The following is a 14478-nucleotide window of genomic DNA, read 5'->3' as shown; positions in this document are numbered from 1 at the left end:
TGTTACTTGTTAAAGAGCATCGCGCCAACTCCACGTCGGCCCATCGGGCCTGCCGCATCTGCGTCGCGTCGCTGCATCAGCAGCAGAGAAACGAGATTATGAAGATTTCTCATCGCGGCGTCAAGAAGTTTTTAAAACTTTTTGCACCCCGGGGATTTGAGAAAATCTTGCTCATCCGCCCCACTTTCGCGCAACGACATCCGCAGCGCGAAAAATAAGATTTTAGCGACTTGCCACCGCCAACGCAAGCCCGTTTTCAACGGTGCTTGAAGACGGGCTTGCGTTTCTCGACAAACGCAGCCATCCCTTCCTTCTGATCCTCGGTGGCAAACAGCGAGTGGAACAGCCGGCGCTCGAAATGCACGCCCTCGGTCAGCAAAGTCTCGTACGACTGATTGATCGATTCCTTGATCATCATCACCGAAGGCAGCGAATATTCAGCAATCGCAGCCGCCGTGCTGAGTGCCTCGTCCAGCAGCTTGTTCACCCCGACTACGCGGGATACCAGCCCCGCGCGCTCCGCTTCGTGTGCATCCATGGACCGCCCGGTCAGGCACAGGTCCATCGCTTTGGCCTTAGAGATCGCACGCGGCAAGCGCTGCGTGCCACCGGCGCCCGGCATGACCCCGAGCTTGACCTCCGGCAGGCCGAACCGCGCGGTGTCCGCTGCGATGATGATGTCGCACATCATCGCCAGTTCGCACCCGCCGCCCAGTGCGAAGCCCGCCACTGCGGCGATCACCGGTTTGCGCACCGCACGCACCGCCTCCCAGTTGCGCGTAATGTAGTTTCCTTTATAGACATCCATATAGGTGTACTTCGCCATCATTCCGATGTCCGCACCGGCGGCGAATGCCTTTTCACTGCCCGTCACCACGATCGCGCCGATCTGCTCATCGTCGTCGAACGCCTTGAGCGCCGCGCCCAACTCGTCCATCAGCGCGTCGTTCAGGGCATTGAGCGCCTTCGGGCGGTGCAGCGTAATTAGCCCGACCCGTCCGTGTGTGTCGACCAGAATGTTTTCGTATGTCATGAATTCTCCATTGCCAAGGGGGACCCGCGAAAAAACGACGCGCAACCCGAAAAGAATGCTACCATTTTCCAACCAACCGGTCGGTCTATTTATCCATCTCCGCCTCACTTTCCCGACTATCCGCCATGACACATCCGTTTTTTGCGAAGCATGAATCGACGTTGACACAGGCACTTCAGGCACAGGAAACGCGCGGCTACTGGAGTCCGTTCCCCGAGATGCCCAGCCCAAAGGTGTACGGGGAAACGGCGAACGCGCACGGTGAGCAATCGTTCAAAGCGCTTTTGAACCAAACGTTCGATTTGGATCAACCCAGTAATGGACTGGTAGGCCAGGAGCACTCGCCGTTCGGCTTTGCTTTGGGCGTGCGCTATCCGAAGGCCGATCCGGACCGGCTGTTCGCCGCCGTGGCGCGCGCGCAGCAACCATGGCAGCGCGCGGGCCGCGACGCGTGGGTTGGCGTGAGCCTGGAGATCCTGCAGCGGCTGAACCGGGCGAGCTTCGAGATTGCTTACAGCGTGATGCATACGACCGGACAGGCATTCATGATGGCGTTCCAGGCCGGCGGGCCGCATGCGCAAGACCGCGCGCTCGAGGCCATCACATGCGCGTGGGACCAATTGCGGCGCATCCCGGCCCAAGCTTACTGGGAAAAGCCCCAAGGCAAGAACCCGCCGCTGGCAATGGAAAAGCACTTCACGATCGTGCCACGCGGCATCGGCCTGGTGCTTGGCTGTTGTACCTTTCCGACATGGAACAGTTATCCGGGACTGTTCGCCGATCTTGCGACCGGCAACGCGGTGGTCGTCAAGCCCCATCCTGGCGCGATCCTGCCGCTGGCGATCACCGTACGGATCGCGCGCGACGTGCTGCGCGAGGCCGGCTTTGATCCGAATGTCGTTACGCTGTTGGCAACGGACCCGGATGACGATGGCACGCTCGTGCCGCAGCTCGCCACGCGCCCCGATGTCCGACTAATCGATTTCACAGGCAGCACGCACAACGGCAATTGGCTCGAGCGCAACGCGACCCAGGCCCAGGTGTATACCGAGAAGGCGGGCGTCAACCAGATTGTTATCGACTCGGTCGACGACATTAAGGCGGCCGCACGCAATATCGCATTCTCGCTGGCGCTGTATTCGGGCCAAATGTGTACCGCACCACAAAACATTTATGTGCCGCGCGACGGCATCCGCACCGCCGACGGTACGCTGAGCTTCGACGAAGTCGGCCAAGCAATCGCCGAGGCCGTCCAGAAACTGACGTCAGACCCAGCCAAGGCAGTCGAATTAATCGGAGCCCTCCAAAACGACGCCGTAGTGCAGCGCATCGAACGGGCGCGCGCGCTCGGTACCGTGCTATTGGAGAGCCAGCCGCTCGGGCATCCCACGTTCGAGCATGCACGCGTGCACACGCCGCTGCTGGTCAAGCTGGATGCGGCCACCGACCAGAACCGGTTCACGCAGGAATGGTTCGGCCCGATCGCATTCGTCATCGCGACAGATTCCACCGCGCAATCGCTGGCGTTGGCCGGCTCAATTGCCGCGCAGCACGGCGCACTGACGCTATCTGTATACAGTGGTGATGAGGCCGTACAGCAAGCCGCGCACGAAGCGGCGATCAAAGGCGGCGTCGCGCTGTCGCTGAACTTGACCGGCGGCGTGTTCGTGAACCAGTCCGCGGCGTTCTCGGACTTCCATGGCACCGGGGCGAACCCAGCGGCCAATGCGACGCTGACCGACGCTGCGTTCGTGGCGAACCGCTTCCGCGTCGTGCAAAGCCGCGCGCACGTGGCACCGCGCGGCTGACCGGCGCCACCCCGGCATTGCTCCACACCGACGAGAACGACGATACTCGACAAGCGCAGGCGACTGGCACCATGACCGAAGCTTTTATCTGTGATGCAATCCGCACACCGTTTGGCCGCTATGGCGGCGCGCTAAAAGACGTCCGCGCAGACGACCTTGGCGCGATCCCGATCAAGGCGCTGCTCGAGCGTTATCCGTCAATGGACTGGGCAGCGGTGGACGACGTCATCTACGGCTGCGCGAATCAGGCCGGCGAAGATAACCGCAACGTCGCCCGGATGGCCGCGCTGCTCGCCGGCCTGCCCGTTGACGTGCCGGGCGCCACGGTCAACCGGCTATGCGGCTCGGGCATGGATGCGATCGGCACCGCGGCGCGGGCGATCCGCGCAGGTGACGCGTCGCTGATGCTAGCCGGCGGTGTCGAGAGCATGACGCGCGCGCCGTTCGTGATGAGCAAGGCCAGCACCGCGTTCTCGCGCCAGGCCCAAGTCTTCGATACGACGATTGGCTGGCGTTTCGTGAACCGGCTGTTGAAACAGCAGTACGGCATCGATTCGATGCCAGAGACCGCCGAAAACGTCGCGGCCGACTATAACGTGAGCCGTGCCGACCAGGATGCATTTGCGTTACGCAGCCAGCAAAAGGCCACCCGTGCGCAGCGTGACGGCGTGCTGGCGGCCGAGATCGTGCCGGTCACCGTGCCGTCGCACAACGGCGATGCGATCGTGGTGCAGCACGACGAGCATCCGCGCGAAACGTCGATGGACGCACTGGCCAAACTCGGCGGTGTGGTACGCCCAGACGGTACCGTCACCGCCGGTAATGCGTCCGGCATCAACGATGGCGCATGTGCGCTGCTGATCGCCAGCGAAGCAGCCGCACGCGCGCACGGGCTCACGCCGAAGGCGCGCGTGCTCGGCATGGCAACGGCAGGTGTCGAGCCACGCGTGATGGGCATCGGACCGGCGCCCGCGACGCGCAAGCTGCTGCGACAATTGAATATGACGCTCGAGCAGTTCGACGTCATCGAGTTAAACGAAGCATTCGCTGCACAAGGCCTGGCCGTGCTACGGCTACTGGGCATCGACGATGACGACCCGCGCGTGAACCCGAACGGCGGAGCGATCGCGCTTGGCCACCCGCTCGGCGCATCCGGCGCGCGGCTGGTAACGGCCGCAATGTACCAGTTGCACCGCAATGGCGGCCGCTATGCATTGTGCACGATGTGCATTGGAGTCGGACAGGGCATCGCATTGGCCATCGAGCGCGTGTGAAGTCGGCCTCGCGCATTCCATTTTGCCTAGGCAGGAGGGAACTCCCATGACTTACACGTCAATTCTGCTCGACATCGACGCAGCCGCTCACGTCGCAACCATTACGCTGAACCGCCCGGACAAGCTCAACAGCTTCACCCGCGCGATGCACGCCGAGTTGCGCGCGGCGCTGGATGAAGTGCAGTGCTCGGATGCCCGGGCGCTGATACTGACAGGCGCAGGAAAGGCATTTTGCGCGGGTCAGGACCTCGCGGACCTCGACTTCACGCCCGGCCATGAGACCGACCTGGGCGAGTTGATCGATCAAAACTTCAATGCACTCGTGCGACGGCTGCAGCAGCTACCGCTGCCGGTGACTGCAGCGGTCAACGGCACGGCAGCAGGCGCCGGCGCGAACCTGGCGTTGGCATGCGACATCACACTTGCCGCGCGTTCGAGCCGTTTCGTCCAAGCTTTCGTAAAGATTGGGCTGGTACCGGACACTGGCGGCACGTGGACGCTGCCACGACGAGTCGGTATCGCTCGCGCGCTGGGACTGTCGCTCACTGGCGAGAAGCTCAGCGCGGAGAAGGCCGAAGCGTGGGGTCTGATCTGGCGCGTCGTCGACGATGTGGCCCTTCTGCCACAAGCGCGGAAGCTCGCCGCGGAACTCGCGCAGCAACCTACCGCCGCGATCGTCGCGACCCGGCAGGCCATCCGCAGCGGCGCAACGCTGGATTTGGATGTACAACTGGATCTTGAACGCGACCTGCAGCGCAAGCTTGGTGCGTCGCACGACTATGCGGAAGGCGTGCACGCGTTCATCGAGAAACGTCAACCCCGTTTTGAAGGACACTGATATGGACCACCCGTCCCACACCGACGCCGAAGCCGGCGTGGTACAAGCCGAACTGCTCGCACGCCAATGTGCCGCGACGATGTACGAGAACGATGCGTGCACCCGCTGGCTCGGCATTCAGATAGTCGAAGTTCGGCCCGGCTATGCGCGCGCGACGATGCAGGTGCGCGCCGAATTTCTGAACGGCCACGATATCTGCCACGGCGGGTTGATCTTCACGCTTGCCGATTCGGCATTCGCATTTGCGTGCAACACTTATAACGTGAATACGGTGGCAGCCGGATGCACGATCGAATACCTGCGGCCGGTGCACCGCGGCGACGCGTTGACCGCGGAAGCCGTGGAACAGGTGCGATCTGGGCGCACCGGCCTTTACGACATCCGTGTGACAAATCGCGCCGGCGAGCCGGTCGCGATGTTTCGCGGCAAGTCGGCACACATCAAAGGGAACGTCATTCGATCGAACGATTGACACCTATTACAAGCTACGGGACAGACACAGCAAAGGAGATTTTAATGAACACTGCCCTGCCACCGGAGCCGATTGAAAAAGCCAGTCGCGACGAATTACAGGCCCTGCAGCTGGAACGGCTAAAGAAAACGCTAGCGCACGCGTATGAACATTCTCTAGTGTATCAGCGCAAATTTAAAGAAGCGGGCGTGCATCCGGACGACTTAAAAACGCTATCGGACTTATCCCGCTTCCCGTTCACAACGAAGCAGGACTTTCGCAATAACTATCCGTTCGGCATGTTCGCCGTGCCAATGGACCAGATCTCGCGCATCCACGGTTCGTCCGGTACCACCGGAAAGCCGACCGTGGTCGGCTACACAGCCAACGACATCGACATGTGGGCCAATCTCATGGCACGCTCTATCCGTGCGGCGGGGGCACGGCGCGGCGACAAGGTCCATGTCAGCTACGGCTACGGGCTTTTTACCGGTGGGCTGGGCGCGCACTACGGCGCAGAGCGCGCGGGTCTGACCGTGATCCCGTTCGGCGGCGGGCAAACCGAGAAGCAGGTCCAGCTGATCCAGGACTTGCGCCCCGACATCATCATGGTCACGCCGAGCTATATGCTATCGATCGCCGATGAATTTGAGCGATGCGGCCTGGATCCGGCCGAATCGTCGTTGCGTATCGGCATCTTCGGCGCGGAGCCGTGGACCAACGACATGCGCACGGCGATCGAGAAACGCATGGGCATCGACGCGATCGACATCTATGGGCTGTCAGAGATCATCGGCCCCGGCGTCGCATCCGAATACGCGGAAACCAAGGACGGTCCGACAATCTGGGAAGACCACTTCTATCCGGAAATCATCGATCCGGACACGGGTGAGGTGCTGCCTGAAGGCGTATTCGGCGAGTTGGTGTTGACCTCGCTGACCAAAGAGGCTTTGCCGATCATCCGCTATCGCACCCGTGATCTGAGCCGGCTGCTGCCCGGCACTGCGCGCACGATGCGGCGCCTGGAGAAGATCACCGGCCGCTCCGATGACATGATGATCATCCGGGGTGTGAATGTGTTCCCGTCGCAAATTGAGGAACTGTTGCTCAAGTACACGACCATACTGGCCCCTCACTACCAGATCGTGCTAACCAAAGAAGGCCCGCTCGACGTGATGACGATCCATGTCGAGCCCTGTCCGGAATCGGCGCTGGACGAACGCGCGGTCGAAGCGGCACGCGTGAGCCTGGCGCACGATGTCAAGGCGCTAGTCGGCGTCACGGCGCACATCGCCGCCTTGCCAGTGAACAGCATCGAGCGCTCAACGGGCAAGGCACGCCGCGTCGTGGACAAACGCCGCGCGTAAGCTCAAGGCCTGAGCCGATGGCGGCCGCGCGCAACACGGCCGCTCAACTGTTGGGCAGCAGCAGCCACATCCGGCCACTCTGCTTCATCCGGCCGGCCAGGTCGCCCGCGTCATCACCCAGTCCCCAGAAGTAGTCGGCCCGCACGCCGCCTTGAATCGCGCTGCCTACGTCCTGCGCGAACACCAGCCGGTTCATCGGCTGATGCGACAATGGCCGAGTGGTCTGCAGGAATACCGGCGTGCCGAGCGGAATCGACGTCGGGTCGACCGCGATCGAGCGCTCGGGCGTGAGCGGCACACCCAGCGCACCGACCGGCCCGTCGGCTCCGCCGCTGGGCACGCCTTCGCTGGACGGCACTTCCTTGAAGAACACGAAGCGCGGATTCACGTCCAGCAGGGCATCGACGCGCAACCGGTTCGCCCGGGCCCATGCTTTGATCCCCTGCATCGTCGCCTGCGCCGGTAAAAGCTCGCCACGATCGATCAGCCACCGGCCGATCGATCGATATGGCTGGTTGTTAGTGCCACTGTAACCCACCCGCATCACCGTGCCATCGTCGAGCAATACCCGGCCAGAGCCTTGCACCTGCAGGAAAAACGCCTCAATCGGATCGTCCACGTAGACAAGCTCGTTGCCGGCTAGCATGCCGGAGCGCATCAGTTGCGCACGCGGTGGCAACACGGCGCCCGGGCGGGCTGCCCTGGGCCAACGATACAGCGGGTAAAGGTACGGCGCACTCCGGTACCGAGACCCGTGCAACAATGGCTCGTAGTAACCGGTGACAAGGCCGTCGAGGGTGCCGTCGCTATTGGCCAGCACAACCGGCGTGAAGTACGTCTCGAAAAACGTGCGCGTGGCGGCCACGTCGAGATCATCCAGTTGCTGCGCGGCAACACACGCGCTACGCCAATTCGCCAGGCTGCTCATGCGCGCACAGTTCTGCCGCAGCGCGGCGGTGACTCCGATTAGGCTGTCCTCCTGCCAACCGGGCACCTGCTGCCAACTGACCGGCGTGAGCCGCGCATCGGCCAGCGCCTGCTGGCTCGGCACGGCACCGGCCGGCAACATGCGTGCCACCGGCCGCCCTGCTCCGCCGCCGCATGAAGCCAGCATCCCCGCCGCAACGATCGTCGCGGCCAGCGCCGCAGCGCGGCCCCAGCGCCGCGCTGCGGCCGCATACTGACCCCTTGCGGCCACCCGCCTCGGCCCGCTGCCATGCGCGCCGCCGTTAAAATGCTTGCTCGTTTCCCAAACCGTCATGTCTGCATTCTTCACCGCTTGCCCGTGGCTCCTGCCCACGATTGAGATACTGCTGCCGATTGGCTTGCTCGCGTACATCGTATGGTACGTGCGCCGCCCACCGCGCCAGCGCGATTAACGCCCCGCGGCGCGGCACCGGTCAGCCGCCACGGCCGCTGCTCCACGCCGAAGCGGTCGCGGCGGCGCGTCGCCATCGTGCGCGCTCAATGCAGCATGCGTGGCATGCACAGCACGAACTCCGCGACCGGTGCCTCAAAGCGTGTACCGTCCTCGGCCACGCAAAAGTACTCGCCGCGCATCGTGCCGACCGGCGTCGCAATGACGGCCCAGCTTGTATATTCGAATTGCTCGCCCGGTTGCAACAACGGCTGATGCCCGACGACCCCGAGCCCTTTGACCTCTTGCACCTTCGCGTCGCTGTCGGTGATGATCCAATGGCGCGCAATCAGCTGCGAAGCGACCTGTCCGGTATTGCGTATCGTCAACGTGTAGGCAAACGCATAGTGCTGGCGCTCCGGGTCGGACTGGTCCGGCAGATAGGCCGCCTGTGCCGAGACGCTCAATTCGTACTGACTCATCCTGGATTCCGGTAAAGGTCGCGCAATATGGGCGCGCGCTCACCCGCGGCGCGGGTATGCAGGCCCCTGCGCATCGCATTTTCGTTGATGCGCCTGCGTGTCGCAACCTGCAATGCAATGTGGCTGGCCCGATGTGGCCAACCCGACATGACTGGCCTGACATGGCTAACCCGATGGGGCCGACGTGACGTCGCTAGCGTGACGCAATCCATTGACACGTCGCCGCAGGCATCAGGGCGCCGCGCCCGGGCTGGCGTCGCGCCGGCACGCTAGAATAACGCTTTATCTGACGTTCAGCGTCCGCCGACGAATTCCAAGATGACTTTTCGCATCGCCCCAAGCATTCTTTCAGCCGACTTCGCCCGCCTCGGCGAAGAAGTGCGCAATGTGGTCGCCGCCGGCGCCGACTGGATCCACTTTGACGTGATGGACAACCATTACGTGCCCAACCTGACAATCGGCCCGATGGTCTGCGAAGCGATCCGCCCGCACGTGAACGTGCCGATCGACGTGCACCTGATGGTGCGCCCGGTGGACCGTCTCGTGCCGGACTTTGCGAAAGCGGGCGCGAACGTGATCAGCTTCCATCCGGAGGCATCCGATCACATCGATCGTACCCTGTCGCTGATCCGGGATCACGGTTGCAAGGCGGGATTGGTATTCAATCCTGCCACGTCGTTGAACTACCTGGACCATGTGATGGACCGCGTCGATCTGGTGCTGATTATGTCGGTGAATCCCGGCTTTGGCGGACAGTCGTTCATTCCCGAGGCACTGAACAAACTGCGCGAAGCGCGGCGGCGCATTGACGCGCATGCGGCTCAGACGGGCCGCGCGATCCATCTGGAGGTCGACGGCGGCGTGAAAGCCGACAACATTGCGCAGATCGCGGCGGCCGGCGCCGATACGTTTGTCGCGGGTTCGGCGATCTTCGGGCAGCCTGATTACCAGCAGGTGATCGACCAGATGCGCGCCGCACTGGTGTCAGTGGGCGCACGATGACCGACACGGACCTGACGGCAGTTGCCGACGACGATCGCCGCGGTGCATCCCCCATCGGACCGGTCCACGCCGTGATCATCGATTTGGATGGCACGATGGTCGACACCGCCGGCGATTTCATGGCGGCGCTCAACGCGGTGCTCGGTGAGTTCGACTTACCGCCGATCGACCAAGCCGAAGTCGTCGCCTACGTCGGCAAGGGCTCCGAGCACCTCATACGCAGTGTGCTGTCGGCACGCCTGCCGCCCACCGAGGCCGAGCAACGGTTCGACGTGGTACTGGCTGGGTACCAGCGGGCCTACGCGGTGGTCAATGGCCGCCACACGCGGCTCTACCCGGACGTGATCCGCGGGCTGGACGCATTGAGGGCTGCGCGGATCAAGCTTGCATGCGTGACCAACAAGCCGCTTCGATTCGCGCTCGGGTTGCTCGAGCAGTATGGCCTGCGGCCGTATTTCGAGGTAGTGTTCGGCGGCGACAGCCTGCCGCGGAAAAAGCCGGACCCATTACCGATGCTGGCTGCGTGCGACGCGCTCGGCGTGCCGCACGCGCAGGCAGTCGCGATCGGCGACTCGGAAAACGACGCGCGCGCGGCGCGCGCCGCCGGGCTCGCGACATTAACCGTGCCATACGGTTACAACCACGGCCAACCTGTACAATCGATCGACTCGGATGGTATAGTGAGTTCGCTGCTAGAAGCGGCCCGTTGGGTAACAGCGTCGAGCGCCGTGCAGTAGCATTCATCCCAGGGTATCCGCTACCATCGTCATGTTTCTAAACAGAAAACGCAGCCTTGGCAATATCGACCGGGGAGCCTGGCCCTGGCGCCGCTGGCATGCCTGAGCGCGATCTCGCGCCGAAGCCCGCTGCTTACCGGGTTTCGATTTCTCCCGTTTTTGTTTTCGTTGTCGCCCCTGGCATCGCGGCTGTGTCCGCGATGCGCGCCGTGTAGCGCCGCCGCATCCCGGTACGTCGGCTTTGGCATCTACGCTACAGCCGGGCCGCGACATCGGCTCGGTGCATGCCGCGCCGTGCACCGAGCGCCAATAGGACTTGCCAACATGACCGAGCTCGAATTCCAGTCCCTTGCCAACGAAGGCTACAACCGCATTGCGCTGATTGCCGAGGCGCTCGCCGACCTCGATACGCCGCTGTCGCTGTATCTGAAACTCGCTCAACCCGAACGAGGAGGCGCGAATTCATTCCTGCTCGAATCGGTGGTCGGCGGCGAACGCTTCGGCCGCTATTCATTCATCGGCCTGCCCGCCCGCACCTTGTTGCGCACGCGGCAAGCCAACGGCACGGGCATCACCGAAGTGGTGCGCGACGGCCAGGTCATCGAAACGCACGAAGGCGATCCGTTTGCATTCATTGCGCAGTTCCAGGCGCGCTTCAAGGTCGCACTTCGGCCCGGCATGCCCCGTTTCTGCGGCGGCCTGGCGGGCTACTTCGGCTACGACGCGGTGCGCTTCATCGAGAAGAAGCTTGCGCATTCAACGCCGAAGGACGATCTGGGTCTGCCGGACATCCAACTGCTGTTGACCGAAGAAGTGGCGGTGATCGACAACCTGGCCGGCAAGCTCTACCTGATCGTCTACGCCGATCCGGGTGCACCGGAAGCGTACACGCGCGCCAAGCAGCGGCTGCGCGAATTGCGCAACCGGTTGCGCAGCCCGGCCCAGCCGCCGGTCACGTCGCCGACGGTGCGCACCGACACCTATCGCGAGTTCGCCAAGGATGACTATCTGGCCGCGGTGCGCAAAGCCAAGGAATACATCGCTGCCGGCGAATTGATGCAGGTGCAGGTGGGGCAGCGGATAACGAAACCGTTTCGCGACAATCCCTTGTCGCTGTATCGCGCGCTGCGCTCGCTGAACCCGTCGCCGTACATGTATTTCTACAACTTCGGTGACTTCCACGTGGTCGGCGCGTCGCCTGAGATCCTGGTGCGGCAGGAAGCGCGCGGCGGCGAGCAGATCGTGACGATCCGTCCGCTGGCCGGCACGCGCGCGCGCGGTAATACGCCGGAGCGCGACATGCAGTTGGCCACGGAGTTGCTGAACGATCCGAAGGAGATCGCCGAGCACGTGATGCTGATCGATCTCGCACGCAACGACATCGGCCGCATCGCGCAAACGGGCTCCGTGGTCGTCACCGACAAGATGGTGATCGAGAAATACTCGCACGTGCAGCACATCGTCAGCTCGGTCGAGGGCAAGCTCAAGCCCGGCACGACGCCCTTCGATGTGCTGCGCGCCACGTTCCCGGCCGGCACACTGTCCGGCGCCCCGAAGGTCCGCGCGCTGGAATTGATCGATGAACTTGAGCCGGTCAAGCGCGGCCTGTACGGCGGCGCGGTCGGCTATCTGTCATTTTCTGGTGAGATGGATTTGGCGATCACGATCCGCACCGGCGTGATCCACGGCGGCAACTTGTACACGCAGGCCGCCGCCGGCATCGTTGCCGATTCGGTGCCTGAAGCAGAATGGCAGGAAACCGAGAATAAGGCACGTGCAGTATTGCGCGCCGCCGAGCACGTACAGGACGGCTTGGATGTGGAATTCTGACAGCACACATGCCCCCATTGAGCGACGCGAACCCGCCGCAAACCGGATTGAGCGCATTATCGGCAACCGCACCGTGTCATTTTGATCGACAGGGCCGCGCACGAAACGCTACAATGGACTCGACCGACCCGGCCAACGCGTCGAGCCGTTATTTCAGCCAGATGTAACCGATGTTTTCGACCACGTTGACTCGCGCAGCCCAATGGTGGCGCTTCCGCTAGGAAGCGGCACGTCGTCGTGGTTCGCCCACCGCACTTTGCCGCCGTATCCGGTGGCAGGTTTGCAACCCTGATAGTGCTACGGTACGGCGGCTCCAAGCTCAAGGAGATTGCCGATGCCATTGACAGATCCAGCCGTCGCCAACACGCCCGAACCGATCGATGTGGGCCCCGTCGTCGTCCCGGCTGTGGCACGCGCAGCCGGTTGCGCGTGCCACGCCCGCGCGCTGCGCGCCTGCGTTCATGTTCGCTCTCGCTTACGTCGGGCGCCTGTGGCGACCCCGCCTGTGGCAGCCCCATGCCGGGCCGCACTGAGCAGGTCCGTGGGCCAGCGGCCTCATCGCGTCGATTTTTCGTTCAATATCAGTCCATTGGGTGCCGTATGCTGCTGATGATCGATAACTATGACTCGTTCACCTACAACCTCGTCCAGTACTTTGGCGAGTTGGGCGAGCCCGTGCGGACCTACCGCAATGACGAGATCAGCTGTGACGAGATCGCCGCGCTGGACCCGCAGCGTATCTGCCTGTCGCCTGGACCGAGCAATCCGCAACACGCCGGCGTGACGCTCTCGGTGATCCAACGCTTCGCCGGCCGCATACCGATGCTAGGCGTATGCCTAGGACACCAGGCGATCGGCGAAGCGTTCGGCGGCCGCATCGTGCGAGCCAAGACGATCATGCATGGCAAGGTCAGCGAAATTGAGACCGATCGGCGGGGAATCTTCGCCGATTTGCCGCACCGCTTCAAGGTCACGCGGTACCACTCGCTGGCCATCGAGCGCGACACGCTGCCCGACTGCCTGGAAGTTTGCGCATGGACCGACGATGGCGAAATCATGGGCGTACGCCACAAGACGCTGCCGATTGAGGGCGTGCAATTCCACCCGGAATCGATCCTGTCCGAGCATGGCCATGCACTGCTTGAGAACTTCATCGTTCAAAGCCGCACTGCGGCGCTTACTCGATGAACGCGTGCCCTACCGGCGCGATGCCCCTGTCGCCCCCGCTCACTGGCCTAACCCGCACGGAGAACCGGATGCCCATCACCCCCCAGGAAGCGCTGCAGCGTACCATCGAGCACCGCGAGATCTTTCATGACGAGATGCTGCACTTGATGCGGATGATCATGCGCGGAGAAATGTCGCCGGTCATGGCGGCCGCCATCATCACCGGGCTGCGCGTGAAGAAGGAAACGATCGGAGAGATCACCGCGGCGGCAACCGTCATGCGCGAGTTCGCCCACCACGTGCAGGTAGCCGACAGCCGGCACTTTGTCGATATCGTGGGCACTGGCGGCGACGGCTCGCATACGTTCAATATTTCCACGGCAACCATGTTCGTGACCGCCGCAGCCGGCGCAAAGGTCGCCAAGCATGGCAATCGCAGCGTGTCGTCCAAGTCCGGCAGCGCCGACGTGCTCGAGGCACTCGGCGTCAACATCAACCTAACGCCGGAACAGGTGGCGCAGTCTATCGAGGCGACCGGCATGGGGTTCATGTTCGCGCCGAACCACCATCCAGCGATGAAGAACCTCGCGCCGATCCGTCGCGAAATGGGGGTACGCACGATCTTCAATATACTGGGACCGTTGACCAATCCGGCTGGGGCGCCGAACCAACTGCAGGGCGTATTCCACGAGGATCTGGTCGGCATCCAGGTCCGGGTGATGCAACGGCTTGGCGCAAACCACGTGCTGGTCGTCTACGGGCGCGACGGGATGGATGAGGTATCGCTTGGCGCGGCGACACGGGTCGGCGAGTTGCGCGATGGCCAGGTGCACGAGTACGAGATCCATCCCGAGGACTTTGGCCTGCAAATGGTGTCGAATCGCTCTCTGAAGGTCGCGAACGCGGACGAATCGAAAACCATGCTACTCAGCGCATTGGACAATACGCCGGGCATCGCCCGCGAGATCGTCGCGCTCAATGCCGGTACCGCGCTGTATGCGGCCAACGTCGCCGTCTCGATCGGCGACGGGATCCGGCAAGCGCGTGAGGCAATCGCCAACGGGGCCGCCCGTGCGAAGGTCGATGAACTTGTCCGTTTCACGCAGCAGTGGAGTCATTGAGCCAAACAGAG

General features: G+C 63.0%; 14 protein-coding genes. 11 read left to right on the top strand and 3 right to left on the bottom strand.

The window, feature by feature from the left end:
- The coding region (locus KQH60_RS05260; protein ID WP_237575496.1) for a hypothetical protein at positions 1–218 on the top strand (218 nt) is incomplete at its 5' end.
- A gap of 38 nt (positions 219–256) precedes the next feature.
- Here KQH60_RS05260 and KQH60_RS05255 read toward each other — a convergent pair.
- A complete protein-coding gene (locus KQH60_RS05255) occupies positions 257–1033 on the bottom strand; it encodes an enoyl-CoA hydratase (protein ID WP_237575495.1) in 777 nt (258 codons plus the stop codon).
- 125 nt (positions 1034–1158) lie between these two features.
- On the opposite strand from KQH60_RS05255, the gene paaN reads away from it, so the two are divergent.
- From paaN to paaK, 5 genes are all read left to right on the top strand, one after another.
- Positions 1159–2841, top strand: coding sequence for a phenylacetic acid degradation protein PaaN (gene paaN / locus KQH60_RS05250; RefSeq protein ID WP_237575494.1), 1683 nt, complete (start codon positions 1159–1161; stop codon positions 2839–2841).
- A gap of 71 nt (positions 2842–2912) precedes the next feature.
- Positions 2913–4115, top strand: a complete 1203-nt coding sequence (gene pcaF, locus KQH60_RS05245; protein ID WP_237575493.1) for a 3-oxoadipyl-CoA thiolase — start codon at positions 2913–2915, stop codon at positions 4113–4115.
- A 46-nt stretch (positions 4116–4161) separates the two neighbouring features.
- Positions 4162–4953, top strand: coding sequence for a 2-(1,2-epoxy-1,2-dihydrophenyl)acetyl-CoA isomerase PaaG (gene paaG, locus KQH60_RS05240; protein WP_237575492.1), 792 nt, complete (start codon positions 4162–4164; stop codon positions 4951–4953).
- 1 nt (position 4954) lies between these two features.
- Positions 4955–5425 carry a hydroxyphenylacetyl-CoA thioesterase PaaI gene (gene paaI / locus KQH60_RS05235; protein WP_237575491.1) on the top strand — a complete coding sequence of 157 codons (471 nt, stop codon included), beginning with the start codon at positions 4955–4957 and terminating at the stop codon, positions 5423–5425.
- A 44-nt stretch (positions 5426–5469) separates the two neighbouring features.
- Positions 5470–6771 carry a phenylacetate--CoA ligase PaaK gene (gene paaK / locus KQH60_RS05230; RefSeq protein ID WP_237575490.1) on the top strand — a complete coding sequence of 434 codons (1302 nt, stop codon included), beginning with the start codon at positions 5470–5472 and terminating at the stop codon, positions 6769–6771.
- 43 nt (positions 6772–6814) lie between these two features.
- Here the strand turns inward: paaK and KQH60_RS05225 are convergent, their stop codons facing one another.
- Together KQH60_RS05225 and apaG are read right to left on the bottom strand one after the other, a co-directional pair.
- Positions 6815–7885 carry a murein transglycosylase A gene (locus KQH60_RS05225; protein WP_237575502.1) on the bottom strand — a complete coding sequence of 357 codons (1071 nt, stop codon included), beginning with the start codon at positions 7883–7885 and terminating at the stop codon, positions 6815–6817.
- A 350-nt stretch (positions 7886–8235) separates the two neighbouring features.
- On the bottom strand, positions 8236–8610 hold the full coding sequence (gene apaG / locus KQH60_RS05220; protein ID WP_237575489.1) for a Co2+/Mg2+ efflux protein ApaG: 375 nt from the start codon (positions 8608–8610) through the stop codon (positions 8236–8238).
- A 318-nt stretch (positions 8611–8928) separates the two neighbouring features.
- Between apaG and rpe the strand changes: the two genes are divergently transcribed.
- The 5 genes from rpe (at position 8929) to trpD (ending at position 14467) form a co-directional block, all read left to right on the top strand.
- Entirely contained in the window at positions 8929–9612 is a 684-nt protein-coding gene (rpe, locus tag KQH60_RS05215; RefSeq protein WP_237575488.1) for a ribulose-phosphate 3-epimerase, read from the top strand.
- The gene (locus KQH60_RS05210) at positions 9609–10349 is read left to right on the top strand and encodes a phosphoglycolate phosphatase (RefSeq protein ID WP_237575487.1); all 741 of its coding nucleotides are present in this window, start codon (positions 9609–9611) and stop codon (positions 10347–10349) included. The genes rpe and KQH60_RS05210 overlap by 4 nt, the downstream gene beginning before the upstream one ends.
- Before the next feature lie 324 nt (positions 10350–10673).
- Positions 10674–12179, top strand: a complete 1506-nt coding sequence (gene trpE / locus KQH60_RS05205) for an anthranilate synthase component I (RefSeq protein ID WP_237575486.1) — start codon at positions 10674–10676, stop codon at positions 12177–12179.
- Positions 12180–12779: 600 nt separating this feature from the next.
- Complete coding sequence (locus KQH60_RS05200) at positions 12780–13367, top strand: aminodeoxychorismate/anthranilate synthase component II (protein WP_237575485.1); 588 nt, start codon at positions 12780–12782, stop codon at positions 13365–13367.
- A 68-nt stretch (positions 13368–13435) separates the two neighbouring features.
- Complete coding sequence (trpD, locus tag KQH60_RS05195; RefSeq protein ID WP_237575484.1) at positions 13436–14467, top strand: anthranilate phosphoribosyltransferase; 1032 nt, start codon at positions 13436–13438, stop codon at positions 14465–14467.
- Positions 14468–14478 lie beyond the last annotated feature (11 nt).

It is taken from the genome of Mycetohabitans sp. B8 (assembly GCF_021991875.1).
Classification (GTDB): domain Bacteria; phylum Pseudomonadota; class Gammaproteobacteria; order Burkholderiales; family Burkholderiaceae; genus Mycetohabitans.
The sequence above is the reverse complement of the archived record's forward strand: the minus strand, read 5'-3'. Positions and strand labels throughout refer to the sequence as shown.

Excerpts from the sequence above, each read along its gene's own strand:
- pcaF (WP_237575493.1), top strand. The coding sequence starts at position 2,913 with ATGACCGAAGCTTTTATCTGTGATGCAATCCGCACACCGTTTGGCCGC.
- paaG (WP_237575492.1), top strand. The coding sequence starts at position 4,162 with ATGACTTACACGTCAATTCTGCTCGACATCGACGCAGCCGCTCACGTC.
- trpE (WP_237575486.1), top strand. The coding sequence starts at position 10,674 with ATGACCGAGCTCGAATTCCAGTCCCTTGCCAACGAAGGCTACAACCGC.
- KQH60_RS05200 (WP_237575485.1), top strand. The coding sequence starts at position 12,780 with ATGCTGCTGATGATCGATAACTATGACTCGTTCACCTACAACCTCGTC.
- paaI (WP_237575491.1), top strand. The coding sequence starts at position 4,955 with ATGGACCACCCGTCCCACACCGACGCCGAAGCCGGCGTGGTACAAGCC.
- KQH60_RS05210 (WP_237575487.1), top strand. The coding sequence starts at position 9,609 with ATGACCGACACGGACCTGACGGCAGTTGCCGACGACGATCGCCGCGGT.
- trpD (WP_237575484.1), top strand. The coding sequence starts at position 13,436 with ATGCCCATCACCCCCCAGGAAGCGCTGCAGCGTACCATCGAGCACCGC.
- KQH60_RS05225 (WP_237575502.1), bottom strand. The coding sequence starts at position 7,885 with ATGCTGGCTTCATGCGGCGGCGGAGCAGGGCGGCCGGTGGCACGCATG.
- paaN (WP_237575494.1), top strand. The coding sequence starts at position 1,159 with ATGACACATCCGTTTTTTGCGAAGCATGAATCGACGTTGACACAGGCA.
- KQH60_RS05255 (WP_237575495.1), bottom strand. The coding sequence starts at position 1,033 with ATGACATACGAAAACATTCTGGTCGACACACACGGACGGGTCGGGCTA.
- rpe (WP_237575488.1), top strand. The coding sequence starts at position 8,929 with ATGACTTTTCGCATCGCCCCAAGCATTCTTTCAGCCGACTTCGCCCGC.
- paaK (WP_237575490.1), top strand. The coding sequence starts at position 5,470 with ATGAACACTGCCCTGCCACCGGAGCCGATTGAAAAAGCCAGTCGCGAC.
- apaG (WP_237575489.1), bottom strand. The coding sequence starts at position 8,610 with ATGAGTCAGTACGAATTGAGCGTCTCGGCACAGGCGGCCTATCTGCCG.